The 15,330-nt window shown below is 53.4% G+C and carries 14 protein-coding genes; 6 read left to right on the top strand and 8 right to left on the bottom strand.

Features of this window, described 5'->3' with window-relative positions:
* Complete coding sequence (gene glmS / locus IG193_RS01890; RefSeq protein ID WP_192819210.1) at positions 1-1,830, top strand: glutamine--fructose-6-phosphate transaminase (isomerizing); 1,830 nt, start codon at positions 1-3, stop codon at positions 1,828-1,830.
* Between the two features lie 5 nt (positions 1,831-1,835).
* Positions 1,836-3,056 carry a neutral/alkaline non-lysosomal ceramidase N-terminal domain-containing protein gene (locus IG193_RS01885; protein ID WP_192819209.1) on the top strand — a complete coding sequence of 407 codons (1,221 nt, stop codon included), beginning with the start codon at positions 1,836-1,838 and terminating at the stop codon, positions 3,054-3,056.
* Here IG193_RS01885 and IG193_RS01880 read toward each other — a convergent pair.
* Genes IG193_RS01880 through IG193_RS01865 form a run of 4 tightly spaced genes read right to left on the bottom strand, consistent with a single transcriptional unit; the run spans position 3,048 to position 6,022 of the window.
* Positions 3,048-4,151: a Gfo/Idh/MocA family protein gene (locus IG193_RS01880; RefSeq protein ID WP_192819208.1), complete on the bottom strand. Its 1,104-nt coding sequence runs from the start codon at positions 4,149-4,151 to the stop codon at positions 3,048-3,050. The two genes, IG193_RS01885 and IG193_RS01880, sit on opposite strands and share 9 nt — an antisense overlap.
* 17 nt (positions 4,152-4,168) lie before the next feature.
* Positions 4,169-4,672 carry a PTS system mannose/fructose/N-acetylgalactosamine-transporter subunit IIB gene (locus IG193_RS01875; protein ID WP_225876143.1) on the bottom strand — a complete coding sequence of 168 codons (504 nt, stop codon included), beginning with the start codon at positions 4,670-4,672 and terminating at the stop codon, positions 4,169-4,171.
* A gap of 18 nt (positions 4,673-4,690) precedes the next feature.
* A complete protein-coding gene (locus IG193_RS01870) occupies positions 4,691-5,131 on the bottom strand; it encodes a PTS sugar transporter subunit IIA (RefSeq protein ID WP_192819206.1) in 441 nt (146 codons plus the stop codon).
* Positions 5,132-5,137: 6 nt separating this feature from the next.
* On the bottom strand, positions 5,138-6,022 hold the full coding sequence (locus tag IG193_RS01865; RefSeq protein ID WP_192819205.1) for a DUF7916 family protein: 885 nt from the start codon (positions 6,020-6,022) through the stop codon (positions 5,138-5,140).
* Positions 6,023-6,110: 88 nt separating this feature from the next.
* Between IG193_RS01865 and IG193_RS01860 the strand changes: the two genes are divergently transcribed.
* Positions 6,111-7,715, top strand: a complete 1,605-nt coding sequence (locus tag IG193_RS01860) for a PTS system mannose/fructose/sorbose family transporter subunit IID (protein WP_192819204.1) — start codon at positions 6,111-6,113, stop codon at positions 7,713-7,715.
* Between the two features lie 9 nt (positions 7,716-7,724).
* Here IG193_RS01860 and IG193_RS01855 read toward each other — a convergent pair whose 3' ends face one another.
* Both IG193_RS01855 and IG193_RS01850 read right to left on the bottom strand, forming a co-directional pair.
* The gene (locus IG193_RS01855; protein WP_192819203.1) at positions 7,725-8,429 is read right to left on the bottom strand and encodes an HAD family hydrolase; all 705 of its coding nucleotides are present in this window, start codon (positions 8,427-8,429) and stop codon (positions 7,725-7,727) included.
* A 229-nt stretch (positions 8,430-8,658) separates the two neighbouring features.
* On the bottom strand, positions 8,659-9,387 hold the full coding sequence (locus tag IG193_RS01850) for a phosphoribosyltransferase family protein (protein ID WP_192819202.1): 729 nt from the start codon (positions 9,385-9,387) through the stop codon (positions 8,659-8,661).
* Positions 9,388-9,472: 85 nt separating this feature from the next.
* On the opposite strand from IG193_RS01850, the gene IG193_RS01845 reads away from it, so the two are divergent.
* Genes IG193_RS01845 through IG193_RS01835 form a run of 3 tightly spaced genes read left to right on the top strand, consistent with a single transcriptional unit; the run spans position 9,473 to position 12,747 of the window.
* A complete protein-coding gene (locus IG193_RS01845; protein WP_192819201.1) occupies positions 9,473-10,267 on the top strand; it encodes a hypothetical protein in 795 nt (264 codons plus the stop codon).
* 3 nt (positions 10,268-10,270) lie between these two features.
* Positions 10,271-11,107 (top strand): energy-coupling factor transporter transmembrane component T family protein, encoded by an 837-nt coding sequence (locus IG193_RS01840; RefSeq protein ID WP_192819200.1) that lies wholly within the window; start codon positions 10,271-10,273, stop codon positions 11,105-11,107.
* Positions 11,089-12,747, top strand: a complete 1,659-nt coding sequence (locus IG193_RS01835; RefSeq protein ID WP_192819199.1) for an ABC transporter ATP-binding protein — start codon at positions 11,089-11,091, stop codon at positions 12,745-12,747. Before IG193_RS01840 ends, IG193_RS01835 begins: the two co-directional genes overlap by 19 nt.
* Here the strand turns inward: IG193_RS01835 and IG193_RS01830 are convergent.
* Together IG193_RS01830 and IG193_RS01825 are read right to left on the bottom strand one after the other, a co-directional pair.
* On the bottom strand, positions 12,716-13,741 hold the full coding sequence (locus tag IG193_RS01830; protein WP_192819198.1) for a hypothetical protein: 1,026 nt from the start codon (positions 13,739-13,741) through the stop codon (positions 12,716-12,718). The two genes, IG193_RS01835 and IG193_RS01830, sit on opposite strands and share 32 nt — an antisense overlap.
* Before the next feature lie 62 nt (positions 13,742-13,803).
* On the bottom strand, positions 13,804-15,267 hold the full coding sequence (locus tag IG193_RS01825) for a DUF2139 domain-containing protein (protein WP_192819197.1): 1,464 nt from the start codon (positions 15,265-15,267) through the stop codon (positions 13,804-13,806).
* Between the last annotated feature and the right edge of the window lie 63 nt (positions 15,268-15,330).

The following is a 15,330-nucleotide window of genomic DNA, read 5'->3' as shown; positions in this document are numbered from 1 at the left end:
ATGGGAGGCCTCTTCGGGGCAGTAAGCAGGAGCGGCGCTAATGTAGTGCCTAGCGTCCTCGAGGGCCTGAAGAGGATGCGCTTCAAGGGCTACGACGGCACCGGCATAGCAGTCGTGGAGGGCGGCGTGCTGGAAGTGTACAAGGACGCCGGCTGGGTAGACTACGTCGCAGAGAAGCTGGGCCTAGACAGGCTGACTAGCAGCATAGCACTGGGCCATACCCGCTACGCTACACACGGGAGGCCTACAGCCGAGAACACGCACCCCTTCGCCGACTGCAGGCAGAGAGTGGCTGTTGCTGGGGACGGCGCGATAAGCAACTACGAGAGGCTCAAGGACAGGGTAGTAATGGGAGGCCACAGACTACAGTCTAGAAGCGACTTCGAGGTAGCGGCGCACCTCGTGGAGGAGGAGCTCGAAAAAGACAGGAGCTTCACCGAGGCCCTTAAAGCCCTCCAGGGTGCCCTGGAAGGGTTCTACGCGGTAGCAGTGCTAGACAGAGACGCAGAGTGCATAGGAGCTTTCACCCAGGCTACACCCCTGTACATAGGGCTGTCGAGCAACACTCTCTACATAACAAATACCCTGCCAGCCCTCTACGGCTTCGCGGACAGCTACGTTGCCATCGAGCCAGGCGAACTAGCACTACTCTGCAGGGAGGGAGTCCGAGTATTCAAGGAGGGTAGGGAAGCCCCGCTTAAACCCGGGTCCCCCGTAGATGTAGACCCCTCACTCGTGGAGAAGGGCGGCTTCCAGCACCACATGCTACGCGAGGTGTACGAAGCCCCCTACGCCCTCCTGAGGACGCTGAGCAGCGTCCAGGAGAAGTACCTCCAGCTCGCCGCACGCCTAGTGCTCGGCGCGGAAGATGTCTACATAATAGCCAACGGGACAAGCCTCCACGCAGGTATGGTCGCATCGTATTACCTCTCGGAGCTTGTGGGCATAAGCCCAGTCGTCACCAGCGCTGCAGAGTTCCCCCTCTACTACGTCGAGAACGTAAGCCCGGGGAGCCTAGTCGTAGCAATCTCGCAGTCAGGCGAGACAGGCGACGTGCTCTCGTCGCTGTACGAGGCGAAGCTCCGAGGCGCGACAATACTAGGTGTAACGAACTACATAGGCTCCAGGCTTGCGAGGCTGTCAAACGTCTACCTACCCATAGCCGCCGGCCCCGAGCTCGCAGTCCCAGCCACAAAGACGTTCACGTCGACGCTGTTGCTACTCTACCTCGTTGCCCTAAGAGCCTCCAGGGAGGCCGGCAAGACCGACGCAAGCACGTACGCCCAGAAAGTATCCTCAGCAAGGGAGGCGGCACTCCGCCTCGCGGAAGCACTCCCAAGGGTAGACGAAGAGGCAAAGCAGGCAGTGAAGCTGGTAAGGGGGTGCAGGGGAGGGTACGTGGTCTCCAGGGGTATAACATACCCCCTAGCCCTAGAGGCCGCCCTGAAGCTCAAAGAGGCGGCCTACTTCCACGCCGAAGGCGTAGAGGCCGGAGAGTTCAAGCACGGCCCCTTCGTCCTCGTAGAGGAGGGCTTCTTCACGGGCTTCATAGTACCCGTCGAGAAGCTCTCGGCAGAGGCAACGTACCCCCTAATACAGTCAGCCGCCGAGGCAGGGGCGTCAGTAGTAGCCGTGGGCTTCGAGGGCGACGGGAGACTAGCGGAAATCAAGAGCGAAAGACTAGCCGTTATCTCCACTCCGCCAGCCGAGCGGCACCTAGCCCCAATAGCCTACGCCATCCCACTCCAGCTCCTCGCGTACAGGCTAGGCGTAGAGCTCGGGAGACCAATAGACGCGCCACGCTACCTGACGAAAGCCGTCACAAGGTAGCGGGGATGCCGAGGGCTTGCTTCTCCGAGAAACCTATCACGCCGCCTAACCCCGTAGGGCATCCCCTGGCCGGGTATATTACGCGAACAGGGAAGTCTCAAGGAGTGCACGACGACATATTTGCAAGGGTAGTAATCATAGAAGACTCCGGAAGACTAGTAGTGGCTGTCAGCTTAGACCTCCTAGGAGTTGACAATCAAATGTACTCAGATATTTTAAGAATTGCTAATCAGACGTTTGGCAACAACATCCTGATTATTTCGGCAACACACACTCACTCTGCTCCAGCCACACTGTTTAGATCCCCTCTACTTACATTCTGCGAAGATGTTTTCGATCCTGACTCCTATTCGCACTTCCTAGGTGTAATCGAAAACTTATTCTCAGAGACCAATCCTGTCCAGCCAAGCTCTATATACCTTTGCAAGTCTTTAGTTCAAGGTGTAGCTACAGACAGGAATAATCCCATGAGATACCAGACACTGCCCGCATACTCATTGATTTTTACAACTACTTCCTCGGAAATTCTCCTCTTCAATACAGGTATCCACCCCACTGTACTGGGGCCCGAAAACCTCTTAATCTCTTCTGACTTCATCGGCTACACTGTTGAACGTCTGAAATCACTTAGTGTTTTAAAGGGTGTTCTTTTCTTCAATGGTGCAGCCGGCAATATTTCTACGCGTTTCACGCGTAAGTCACAGACGTTTGATGAAGCCCGGAGGATCGGCTACTTGCTAGCTGACCAGATCGAAGCCAAGCCTGAAAATTGCACGACGTTATCCGGCGATATATCTTACAAGTACGAAGAAGTAGAGGCTGAACTAACCAACCCAGAGGAAATACTCTCAACTTTAAAGTCTGAGTTACCGGCTACAGGGAGCAACAGAGTTCGCGAATCTATGCACGAAGGCTTAATGTTGCTCAGCAAGTTAATAGACTGTCCGGGCTACCCTTCAAGAGATATTGCACGGCTTCAACTTCTAAGGATGGAGGATACTTCTATTGTAACAGTGCCGTTTGAGGTTCACATGAACGTCTATGAGGAGCTGGCCGAGGTTGCAGAAAAGAAAGGTGTTAAAAACCTTCTACTTTTCTCATATACAAACGGGTACCTTGGTTATCTATCAAATCCAGAAGAGGGGGTATTCTATGAAAGACTAGCACAGTTCGTTAGCGAGAGCTCCTTCGAGAAGATCAAGAAAAGTATAGTGGATCTACTCTAGATCGATAGGTTCTCCCTTTGTGCTTGATTCGTAGAAACTACTTAGAAGGACTTGGCTCCGGAGCCCATCCTCCAAGGTTGGTACAGTGCTCTCCCGGAGCCCTGAAACATTGTCGATGAAGTTCTTGTGTAGAATAAGGTAGGCATAAACCCAGCCTTCAAAACTTTTAGGTGCAGGCCATATAAGCCACGGGTAAATATCCTCAAAACCCCTCGTTACTTTCTCGACTCTAGATGTTCCCCTCTTAAAAATATAGATCGTTTGGGGCTCAGTTATTGAGAAGCGGATACCTCCTTTGTCTCCGTGAATTTCTATCCTCATTTGCTCCTCGAAGCCTGGTGAAACCTTAGAGGCTTCAATGCTACCGACACCACCATTCTCAAACTCGAGTACTGCAAACCCCACGTCTTCAGTGTCTACTTTCACTTTTTGCCCTACGCGTGGGTCAAACCTCTCACTTACCAGTGTATATGTCCTACCCCATATCCGCTTTACCTTAAGCCCAGTAAGGTTTTCTGAGAGGTCTAGGGGGTGAACACCAAGGTCGGCAAATACTCCTCCTCCTGCGACCTCTCTACTCATACGCCACTCAAAAGGTGTATCTGCATAAGCGTGCTTTGCATGCGCTATGACAGCTCTGAATTCTCGTATCTCCCCTATTTCTCCCCTACTTATCAACTCTCTAGTAACCACAGAGGCTGGTAGAAGCCGGCTAACCAGGCATATTGCGCCTCTCCTCCTACTCTTCTTGGCTTTAGATACAATCTCTCTTGCTTCTTCAACTGTTACTGTGAAAGGCTTCTCAACAATGATGTCAGCACCAGATTCTATGGCTCTCGACGCGTAGTACGCGTGTGTATTGTTAGGAGAAGCTATTATCACGACATCAAGATCGCCCTTGAAAAAGTCCCCCTCCTTAGTTGTCCACTCTTTAAAGCCAAACTGTCTAGCGAAAGACTCTATCTTCGAGGGAGTTGAGCTCATAGCACGTACGAGCTCTACTTCAGGGAACCCGTCTTCGCGTACGGTAAATCTTAGAGCGCGTAAAGCCCAAGCCTGGGCATTGGCAGACCAGCCAGAACCTATAAGGCCCACTCGAAGCCTCAGTTTAATCACCCAAGTCTTAGGCTTCTAATCTTCTGCTCCATGTCTACAGGCTTTGGCGGAAAGTCTGGAAGTTGCTGGTAGTAGAGTTTCACCCCCATATCCAACAGTTTTAAGAGTGCCTTGTGGTCTTCGGGGCCAATATCGAATGTTTTCTCGATTTTTACTCTTCCAGCTCTATACCCCATTTGACCCAATTGGACAGAATCCACCTTGACGCCCGATTTCTCGAGAAATGCCAGGACGTCTACAGGGTTCTCAAATAACATTAAAACTTTCTCATTATTTTTGAGGTTTTTAATTTTCTCAACAGCCTCCTCGATTTTCAAAACAGCGACAGAGACTCCTGGAGGTGCTAGCATTATCTGGAGCTGTTTGAGGGCTGGGTTTCCTGCAATTTTGTCATTTACAACCCATATAGATGTAGCTCCAACTTTTTTCGTCCAGGCAGCAGTCACTTGACCGTGTATAAAGCGGTCATCTATTCTAATGAAAATATTCTTCTGTTGCATAGACACATACTTCACCTGTTAAATCTGCTCTTTATTTTTTCGATAAAAAGACTCCCCTGGGCTCTCCGTAACTTCACTTAGGCTAGGGCCTATGAATGCCCTAATGCCCTGCAAGCCAGCGTCTCTAGCGCTTTTCGCAGCGTCCTCTGCACTGGAGGCTCCATTAGATAGTAAGTCAATAACCATGGCCATGTTGAAGCCTGTTAGTACTGCTTTGACTTTACCCTCCTGTAAGAGCATAAGTGCGGCTCTGCTGGGAGTCCCACCAAACAAGTCGCATAGAACAATTGTTTCCCCGTCCACACTCTTGGACAATTTTTCATAGTAGTTTTCAAGGCTCTCGCCTTCTAGTAACTCTACACATTTAGCCTTCTCTAGCACAGAGACTCCGAGTATCATAGCTACCGCCCTTATCATCTCGCATCCTAGACCTCCATGGGATGCCAAGACCAACTTCAACTCTACTCACCTCAGATGGGACATTGATATTCTCTTATATGTGTGTCTAACGCCTCTAACTGCAAGTGAGAGCTCCAAAATATTCTCCGGTATAGCGACGCCCATAGAGTAACCTGAATCGCCTATGTGGTGAATATCACATCCACAGGCTTTGGAGTGTAACGCTATACTCCTAATAACCTCCTTGGGACTCCCCTCCTGGGATGTCCCGATAGTACACATAACTAAAGCGTCGTATTTCTCGGCGAGTGAGACAACTTTTTCGATGTTTTCTGGAGAGGCTCCAGGAACTGTAAATGGGGCTGGAACAAGTACTCCATCAGCACCACTAGACATTACTCTCTCGATAAGCGCTAAATCGTACATTTTCTCGTTTTTTAACCCCCCACTGTGCATCTTACCACCGAACACGAGAGCACGAGTTCCAGTAATACTTACAGTCTTCTCAACTCCCACAGCTATTTTATCCCAGGTAACACCGAGGCCGGGATTTCCAGTGACTACTATAAGCCTTGAGCCTAGCTCAATGCTCCGTTTAACAGTCTTCTCAGAGAGCCTCCTTCCCTCAGGAATCAACCCCTCTTCAACAGGCTCGAGGTTGTTTCCAACAAACCTCTGGACAAACTCTGCTATGCCCTGTAAAGACGCAAGTACCTCTGGTACACCTTCAACGCTAGGATTGAGAGCATCGTACATGTTCAGTATGAGGATGTCTGCACCGAACCGTGCGGCGAGCTCGACATTAGACACTCCGTCAACTAGAGGTTTGGAAGCGACAACGACCTCTGCGGCGACTACTCTCCCCTCTGAGGCTTTAACGGCATCTTTAAACTCTCTTGCACTTATACTAGCTAACTCTCTTCCAGTTAAGTCTAATACTCTTTTAGCCATCCTTTGACACTGTTATGAAAACAACCTCGCTATATCATCTTTGCTATTTAAAAAAGGTTTATAAGAAATTACATCGCAAAAAACTTGTATGACAGCACTAGGATCTTTTGAAGTCGGATTGCTTGGCCTCCTCGCCTTTATATTCGGCCTCGACTACATATGGGTAACACCCCTAGGCATCTGGAGACCAGTAGTTGCTGGGACGCTCACAGGGTTAATTCTAGGAGACCCGATAACAGGTCTAGTAGTAGGGGCACTTCTAGAGTTTGTATTTGCAGGTCTCTTCACTATCGGTGGAGGAACAGTACCCGAAGCTGCAACTGGGACAATAGCATCTGTAGTCGTAGCCATAACTACAGGCCTGAAACCTGAAGCCGCGGTTCCTCTAGCTATACCTATAGCAGTTCTCACAATGAACCTCGAAATAGTGGTAAGGTCTTTTGACGCAGTATTCACCCACTGGGCTGACAGAGAAATCGAGAGAGGAAACTTCGGAGCAATACCGTTGATAAACATAGTAGGTGCTGTTCCTTGGGGCCTCAGCAGGGCCATCCCCATCTGGGGGTTTGTAGGAGCACTTGCCATCAATCCTCAAGGTGTCAAGGCTTTCATTGATTCATTGCAAGTGATCCATGTAGGCCCCCTGACTATAAGGTTCTGGGACGCTATGGGCGTTGCTGGAGCTGTGCTCCCAGCTCTAGGTGCTGCAATAATGATGAAGATGATGCTCTCCAGGAGAAACATAGCCTTCTATATTCTCGGATTCGCCCTTGCCGCTTACCTAAAGCTGAGCCTACTAGCCATAGCACTCATAGCTGGCTCAATAATCTTTGCTCTATACCTCTTTACCCACAGAGAGGTTCTTGAAGGTACAGAATCTTCTTCGACAGTTACCCCTCCAACTGGCAAGGCGACGGCAAGAGACTTCCTGCGGTGGTTTGGTGTTTCATGGTTTATTCAATCCTCCTGGAACTACGAGAGAATGATGGGAACGGGATTCGCACATGGCATGCTTGAAGTGGAAAAGAAGTTGCGAAAAGACCCTGAAGAGATCAAGTCATGGCTCAGGCTTCACAACGAGTTCTACAACACAGAGCCACACCTACACAACGCGATATACGGAATGGTCATATCACTCGAAGAGCAGGGGGCAGACCAGGACACAATACGCGGCATTAAAACTGCACTCATGGGGCCCTTTGCAGGCCTAGGCGACTCTATAATGTGGTTCACAATACTGCCTATAGCATTCCTACTGGGGGCCTCTCTAGGTGTTCAGCGTAATATCCTGGGACCGATAATAGCGCTCCTAATTTGGATACCTGTGTCATGGGCTGTGAAGTACTATACTCTCGTCTACGGGTACAGATACGGTTTATCCATGGCGGAAGTGTTAAAGGGAGAGGTGCTGAAAGTCTTCAGGGAAGCGATAACAGGCTTCGCAATGGCGATAATGGGAGGAATAACAGCCACATACGTCAGAGCAACAACCCCGATAGTTCTAGCAGCCTATGGCGGGCAGGCCATAAAACTACAACCGGTACTAGACCAGCTGATGCCTTCCTTGCTCCCATTACTCTTCACGCTATTCACATACTGGCTCATCAAGTATAAAGGCTACAGCTACGGCAAAGCCGTAGTAGTACTATTCCTCGTAGCCTTCATCCTGGCAATCCTAGGAATTCTAGGATAAAGAACAAATTTAAATTAATTTTTTTACAGCTTCGATAACGCCTTCTCCCCGCTCCCCACTAGTGACGTAATCGGCACTTCTCTTAAGAGACTCGTCTGCATTGGCAACAGCTACTCGGATGCTAGCTAGCTCGAATAGAGGGAGATCTGACGCACTATCCCCGATTGCGACAACTCGATGCTTCCATCTAGCCAGCCTTAGAAGCCTAGAAAGGCCAACGCCTTTGTCAAGCCCCCTAGGGGCGAAAACGTATGTTCTAGAGCCGACCTTCTTTATTTCCAGCAAAGCCGTGCTAACCCCTGTAGCAACCTTCTCGGCCCTTGCCAGCCAGTCTTGGTCGAAGTAGTATAGCACTTCTCCCTTGTTCACTGGAGGCACCTCGCGGGAAACAATATCGATGAGCTCTTCCCAGCCCCCCGGCTTAAAGATGACGAGCTCTCTAGAGCTGACCCCCTCCCCGCCCTTCAGGGTGGGGCTTTCAGCTGTGAAGTAGATAACGGATCCTAGCTCAAGTATCAAGGCGTCGAAGACATCAACCCTCTTTATAAACCTCCAGGCATCAGCTTCTGGTCTAGCTGTAGCTAGGACGAGTTTAAAGCTGTGCGTGCTCTTCAAGCGCGACAAGTCCTCGATTACGCGCGGGTCAGCAGGAGAGTTCTCGGGGGCAAGTGTTCCGTCATAATCAACGACAAACAACACATTACTTTTCTTCATTGCCACCACATTGTCACCAGCCTAAGTAATTAAACTTTGGTGCTACCCAGAATACTCCCGTAAACTACTATACCTAGCTCTCCCATCATCGGAACTCGCTAGTACCCTCCCTAGTGCTTTACTCGACTTCGACTACTGCAACTTCGCCGTCATTGAAGAGGACATCGACCTGCCAGCAGAAGCCAGCTCTGGGCACTCTCTAGACTCTGCCTCCAGACCTGCAGAAACACTACAGCCTCAAGAGGGCCACGAACTCAGAGCCTGCCGGCACGGCCTCGCGCCACGCCTCCCCGAGAGCGACCATCGATACGCCGCCCACAACCCGTGCGTCGGCCTTCGCGGCTATATTGACGAGGGCTCTGAGAGTCCTGCCCGTGCGGAACAAGTCGTCTACGATTAAGACTCTGTCGCCGCCCCTCAGCATGTCGGCCGGCATGTACAGGTGGACGTAGGAGGGAGGGTCTCTGAGTAAGAGGTCTGCCTCCAGGTACTTGAGCGTCGGGCTCTCGCGCTCCCTCCTGGCGACAGCTAGCCTGGTGCCGAGGAAGGAGGAGGCGAGCGCGGCGAGAGGTATGCCGTTGGTCGCCGCCGTGACGACTACGTCGACCCTGCCCCTGAACAGGGCGTAGGCGACTGACGCCGCGAGGTCGAGTAGCTGGGCGTTGTAGGCTATAAGTGGCACGTTGACTATACCCTGCGAGTCCACCTCTACTGCCCTCCGGAAGGCCTCCCCTACAAGCCCGCTGCGGTAGATTATGTCAAGTATAGCGTAGGCCTTCTCGGGGGCCGGCAGGACAGACCCGCTCAGGTACCGGCTCAGGTCTACAGGCGAGAGCTCCAGCCCCCTCGCGCTTAGGGCCTCGAGTATCACGCGCGGCTGGACGTATGCCCTGAGCGCGTGGAGGGCCTTCTGGCACACGAGCTGTGCTAGTACCTCGTCTACTCTCCTAGAGCCCATCGTTATCATATTCAAGATAAATCCATATAAACTTTTCCTTTTAAAATAAAGAAAAGTTTATATAAACATGTAAAGTAGTGCTCATGTGACGGGGGGAACACGAGCTAAGAGGAGAGTGACCTGGGGCCACATAGTATCGTTCGTGCTGGCAACAGCTATCGCATACGTCCTTGCCGTCCTGTCCTCCCTCATATTCCCCGTACTCGGGGCTCCCGGCGTCTCAGCCCTCTACGTCGCGGCCGCAGTGTACGTGCCTCTCGGCGTGTGGATGGGGATGTGGGGGGCGCTGGCAGGCTACTTTAGCTGCTTCTTCCTGGGGCTCTACCCGAGCGGGTACACCGTCATCCAGTCTGCAGTCTGGTCTTTTGCAGACTTTATCGAGGCAATTGTCCCGGCCATGCTCTTCAGGCTCCTCCGAGTAGACCCAGACTTCACTGTTAAACGCGGGAGAGCCGCCAAGCTATTCCCAGTGTTTGTTTCACTGGGCTTTGCAATCCTGGTGCTTGGGATCATAATACAGGTTCTCTGGGGCTCTCTCGGAGAACCCTTCACGTCTATCTACGTCGGAAGCGTGTACACAGGCCTAGCACTAGCACTGGTAGGCATAATGCTCGGCCTTCTCGTCGGCAACGCGAAGACCTGGGCCACGTACATAGCGGGAGTCATTCTGACATCAGTACTTTCAGGCCTGTGGGGCGCGGGGACGCTCACCGTCTTCAACTTCCCGCCGCCCCTGCCCTCTGAGCTCTTCTGGCCTGTCTTCACGGGGTGGGTTATCGGGGATCTCATAGTACTCTCGGTGATCTCAACAGCTATACTAGTAGCGCTGACTCCTGTGTTCAAGCGTACCGAGCTATACGTCGAAGGATGGTGGAGCTAGAGGATGCCGACTATACTCGAGGAACTCGCCGGGGCTCCTGTGCGCCCTACAGTCTACAGCAAGGTGAACGGCACTGTTAGGATACTAGTCCCACTTTTTCTGTCGCTAGGCGTTCTATTCGTGAAGGACATACCATCTACACTCCTCCTGATACTGGTCTCTCTCTTCTTCGTAGCAGTTGCCGGGGTGCCTCTCAGGTTCCTAAAATCTTACCTGCTACTCGTGATCAGCCTCTCGGCTTTCATAGTTCTGTCATTCGTCCTCTTCACCCAAGTCCCCGGGAACGTCCTATTCTCGGCCACACTACTCAGCCTGAAGGCAGAGAGGGGGTTATGGGAGTGGAAGCTCGTAGTCACCGACGCAGCCCTAACCAAGGCAGGCTTCTTCATAGCCAGGATACTCGCAATGATCCTCGTAGCCACGATATTTGTAGCCACAGTCTCAGACAGGGACATTGTGTGGGGTCTCCGCAGGCTAGGCCTGCCCGCAGGCCTGGCGGTCTCTGCGTCTCTCTTCTTCAGGGGGCTCAGCTTCTTCGTATCTGACTTTTTCACCGTGCGGGAGGCTATGATGGCTAGGGGTGTTGACTTCGAGAAGACGGGCCTCGCCAAGCGCTTCCTGCTCTATGCTAACGCCCTGATACCCCTGCTCTCCCTCATGGTCACGAGGAGCCTCGAAATCTCCCTGGCTCTCGAGTCCAGGGGTATAGCCCCCTCTACCAGGTTCTCCGCCAAGTACCACAGGGACAGGCTCACGCTGCTCGATGTCTTCTTCCTGGCCGTTGCAGTCGCTACTACAGTACTGCTTGCGTGGTGGTCTCTATGGCTGCAGTGGAGGTAAGAGACCTCTACTGGAGGTATAGGGGGTCTAGGGAGCCAGCCCTGAGAGGCGTGACTCTGGACGTTAGGGAGGGGGAGTTCCTGGCAATAACCGGGCCCAGCGGCTCTGGGAAGACTACACTGCTCATGGCCTTAACGGGAATAATACCCCAGAGGCTCCCGGGAGAGTTCAGCGGCAGAGTCAGAGTTCTCGGGCGCGACGCCTCGAGGACAGATGTCTACGATATTTCAAGAGAAGTGGGCATAGTCTTCGAGGATCCGGAAATCCAGTTTGTGATGAGTACGGTCGAAGACGAGATAGTTCTAGGCCTAGAGCCCCTGGGCCTAGACGAGAGCGAGTTGAGGGAAAGGCTCTACTGGGCTCTAAACCTCGTAGGCCTAGACGAGACTTTCCTGAGCCGCTCGCCTAACCAGCTCTCGGGAGGGGAGAAGCAGCGGGTAGCAATAGCCTCAGCAATTGCCCGCAAGCCTAAACTGTTACTCCTAGACGAGCCCACCTCGGATCTAGACCCGGTAGGCAAAGAGGAGGTAGTCTCGGCTATCAGGAGGCTACGGGACGAGTTCAAGGCGACGGTCGTCATGGTAGAGCACGAGCCAGAACTCATCGAAGAGTTTGCAGACAGGTTAGTTGTTATTGACAACGGTAGAGTGGTGCTTGAAGGCACCCCCAGCGAAGTCTACGAGCTAGGTGTGAGAGCAAAGGAGCACGCGGCCTACCCGCCCGACTACTTCGAGCTCGCAAAACAGCTGAGGGTGAGCCCCCCGACTCTCGACCAGCTCCTAAAGGTTGCCCGGGAAGGCATGCTAAACGTCCAGCCCCTCTGCGACTCAGTATCACCCCTAGGCCTCGAGAGAGGGGTTGTTGCCTCGCTCAGGAGCGTCTGGTTCTCCTATACTAGAGGTAAAGACGTCCTCAGGGGAGTAGACCTTGACCTTAGAGCAGGCGAGCTTGTGGCCCTTATGGGGCCTAACGGCAGTGGTAAGACGACTCTATCGAAAGTCATCGCCGGGCTCCTAAAACCCAGTAGAGGCTCTGTCCTGATAGACGGAGTTGAAGTTAGCAGGTATACGCGTCTAGAGCTCTCGTCTAAGGTGGCATACGTCTACCAGAACCCCCAGCACCAGCTATTCAACCAGACTGTCTGGGAGGAGGTAGCGTTTAGCTGGAAGATAAGAGGTGTCCCCGAGGAGGAGTACGCGGAGAAAGTTAGAGAGGCGCTAGAGCTCTTCAACCTCGAGGGCCTCGAAGACGAGCACCCCTTCTTCCTGAGCAAGGGCGAGAAAAGGAGGCTAGCGATAGCCAGCGTCTACACTCTAGGGCCGAAGATACTCATTGTAGACGAGCCGACAACCGGGCAGGACAGGAGGCTTAGCGAGCACCTAATGTCTATCTTCAAGTCCCTCGCGAAGATGGGTAAAACAGTACTAGTAGTGACGCACAACGTCAGCCTGGCCTTCAAGTACGCCGACAGGCTTGTGGTAATGGCCTCTGGGAGGATAATAGCAGACGGGCACCCAAGAGTCGTGCTGAGCGACGACGACGTCGTGAGGGAGGCTCACCTAAAACAGCCAGTCGAGGTTTTAGTCTGTAGGGAGGCTGGCGTCACGCCTACTCGGGGGTACAGGCATCAACGCCCATAGCTCTCTTTAACCCTTTTCTCCTCTTCTTGAAGACTTCTTCAAGCCACTCCTCGTACCAGGAGGCCCCGCGGACGGCGTTGTGTAGCACCTCCAGGCTTTTGAGGCTCCGCTCGAGGTGCTCCCCTATCTTCCCACGCTCGTACCCGTACCCGTTGAAGAGGAGGCACTGTCTCTCGCTCCAGTCGCCGGGCTGATCCATCCCCGGGAAGTACTCTCCGAGCATAGCTCTGAGAGCCTCGGGTACCGAGACCCCTGCAATAGTCTTCTCGGCGTCGACACCCCTTGGGCCGATGTCGGGGCCGTACAGTGGCATGTCGTACTGGTTTGAGGCAAGCGCGGCGAAGTCTTCGAGGGCGAAGAAGAGAGGTGTTATCCCGTTCTCCCCTAGGAAGTCGCCCACAACCCTGGCACCGCTCTCGGAGATGAAGCCGTAGATGACAACTTTCTCGAATTGAACACCTTTAAACACCGCCATGTCTAGCATGAAGCGTAGCGCCTCCTTTAGAGTCCTCCCAGTCGCCACGGTGTCTGCTACAACGAGCGTCTTCTCCTCCCCAGAGAGCCCTGTGAGCTGGGCGCTGGCTACGTGGGGCTTCGCTTCCGCGTGCTTCTCGCCTAATCCACCGGCGTAGACGACCTTAACAAACTGGCTCTCCACACTAAACCCTGCCTCTCTGAGCGCGACGTCAAGCCTGTAGCCCTGAGAGCCCCTCAGGACGTGCATGAACACCACCTTTCTATCGGCGAGGCCTGAACGCCTCAAGTAGCCTGCTACCAGGCGCGCCGGGTGCGTGACGAGCGAGTCGAGCTTCCTGCCCACTATCTCGGGCCTACTCGCTACTAAGGCGCTTTGAACCGAGTGGACGATGAAGGCTTCGCCATTCACCTCGAGGGGAACCCTGTACACTGCACCATCGTTGCCTCTGTAAACCTCTTCTCCGTTGAGTAGCCGCAAGCCGACTTTGCTTGCGAATTTCTCAATCTCTGACTCCATTACACGCTACACTCTAAGCCCGTGGAATGCCTCGTCTTAAAAAACTATCTTTCTCGGGAGACCTACTCTAGGACGACTTTCGCCTTCAACTCGGGATCCTCCTCCGCGAGCTGGAATGCCACGATGCCCTTGAAGGCGCCGAGGTCTATAGTGTTCCGCCCCTCCTTTATGCTAATGCTGTCCTCCTCAGCCCTGGCAGGCGGCAGGCTGAAGTCGTAGGAGAAGACCCTGAGCGTGTTGTCCTTGCTACTCCTCAACACGAGCCTCGGCTCCCTGTAGCCGTAAAGGGGTATCCCGCCCCAGGGCATGTCCAAGACCTGTGACCCAGAGACTGTAAAGTAGACTGGTGGAGTACTGCTGAGGAGTGTTCCCACGTCGACGGCCAAGACCTCCTTCCACCCGGCGTCGACAGGGCCGGCGTCTAGGGCCCCGTAGTTGGCAGTCGTGGACGTGCCCAAGTAGACTACACTCCCAGCGTTCTCTATGGACGTCACGCGGGCCCCGAGGGCTCCAACTATCCGCGCTAACGGAGGAGTTATGTACACGAGGACACTCGGGCCAACAATAGTATTCATTGCCCGCGCCATCTCCCTCTCTTCCTCGTTCCTCGGGTAAAGCACGCCGTGCGTGAAGGCGTTGAACGCTACGAGCACGCCGCCTCCGAGGGGCGTAGCAGTTGTCCTCAGGGGGCCGTAGCCCGAGAGCCCGAAGTCGAACATCCTGACAAATGAGACGCCCTCGTCGTTTAGTGGGTTGCCCACGAGCACGCCGCCCCTCACGAAGTGGAAGTACCTCCCGTAGGCTGAGATTGCAGGCCCGCTCATGGCGAAGAATACTGGGTACGAGTCCACGCTGATTTTCGAGTAGTCGAGGCTAAAGTAGTCCCACTTCCCGCTAACTAGATCCAGACACTGTATCGCTTCCACCCCCCTCCTCCACTCCCTCATCACGTCGAAGCACGCGTAGTCGGAGAGGAGAGCCCCCTTGAGGGACGGGTTCTCGCTGATCTTCTCTGCTTTCCCGCCCTTCCTAGGCAGGGCATACACGCCGAGGTTCCTGTGGCCGTCCGCCCTAGAGAGGAGTAGCCTGTCGTTAACAGGATCGTAGACTATATTGGATATCTCACCAGCCCACTCTGACTCATGGCCAATACCCTCCTTCCACAACAGTCTCACTCTATCCTCGCCAATGCTGTACTCGTGTACATGGCTGAACTTATCGTAAAAGTATATTCGCCCCCCTCTCCCTGCTCTGCCAGCATACCTAGCCGGGGCATGAACCCACCCTCCAAAGTATATCGAGTCGTCGACGACGTCGACAGCGTTGTACGTGTCGCCACCGCTCGTAGGGAGGCTGCCGACCTGCTCAAACCTGTATACTCTTTCGCCGCCACTCCTGACGAAGTGCGCCTCTGCCTCGAACGCTACCGTAAAGTAGAGGACTCCCTTGTAGAACTTCAACCCGAAGACCCCACCGCTACCCCATTCTGGCCCATACCTTGGCGGGAACACGTGCAGCTTCTCCATACACTTCTCGATCTAGAGCCTGCACTTTTATAAATTTAGGTTTTATTCTCCCAAAGAGTACCG

The organism is Infirmifilum lucidum, from assembly GCF_014876775.1.
GTDB classification, from domain to species: domain Archaea; phylum Thermoproteota; class Thermoprotei; order Thermofilales; family Thermofilaceae; genus Thermofilum; species Thermofilum lucidum.
The sequence above is the reverse complement of the archived record's forward strand: the minus strand, read 5'-3'. Positions and strand labels throughout refer to the sequence as shown.

What these genes read in the sequence shown, in the direction of transcription:
- IG193_RS01835 (WP_192819199.1), top strand. Translation starts at nt 11,089, where the DNA reads ATGGCTGCAGTGGAGGTAAGAGACCTCTACTGGAGGTATAGGGGGTCT.
- IG193_RS01885 (WP_192819209.1), top strand. Translation starts at nt 1,836, where the DNA reads ATGCCGAGGGCTTGCTTCTCCGAGAAACCTATCACGCCGCCTAACCCC.
- glmS (WP_192819210.1), top strand. Translation starts at nt 1, where the DNA reads ATGGGAGGCCTCTTCGGGGCAGTAAGCAGGAGCGGCGCTAATGTAGTG.
- IG193_RS01850 (WP_192819202.1), bottom strand. Translation starts at nt 9,387, where the DNA reads ATGGGCTCTAGGAGAGTAGACGAGGTACTAGCACAGCTCGTGTGCCAG.
- IG193_RS01830 (WP_192819198.1), bottom strand. Translation starts at nt 13,741, where the DNA reads ATGGAGTCAGAGATTGAGAAATTCGCAAGCAAAGTCGGCTTGCGGCTA.
- IG193_RS01855 (WP_192819203.1), bottom strand. Translation starts at nt 8,429, where the DNA reads ATGAAGAAAAGTAATGTGTTGTTTGTCGTTGATTATGACGGAACACTT.
- IG193_RS01875 (WP_225876143.1), bottom strand. Translation starts at nt 4,672, where the DNA reads ATGCAACAGAAGAATATTTTCATTAGAATAGATGACCGCTTTATACAC.
- IG193_RS01860 (WP_192819204.1), top strand. Translation starts at nt 6,111, where the DNA reads ATGACAGCACTAGGATCTTTTGAAGTCGGATTGCTTGGCCTCCTCGCC.
- IG193_RS01840 (WP_192819200.1), top strand. Translation starts at nt 10,271, where the DNA reads ATGCCGACTATACTCGAGGAACTCGCCGGGGCTCCTGTGCGCCCTACA.
- IG193_RS01825 (WP_192819197.1), bottom strand. Translation starts at nt 15,267, where the DNA reads ATGGAGAAGCTGCACGTGTTCCCGCCAAGGTATGGGCCAGAATGGGGT.
- IG193_RS01865 (WP_192819205.1), bottom strand. Translation starts at nt 6,022, where the DNA reads ATGGCTAAAAGAGTATTAGACTTAACTGGAAGAGAGTTAGCTAGTATA.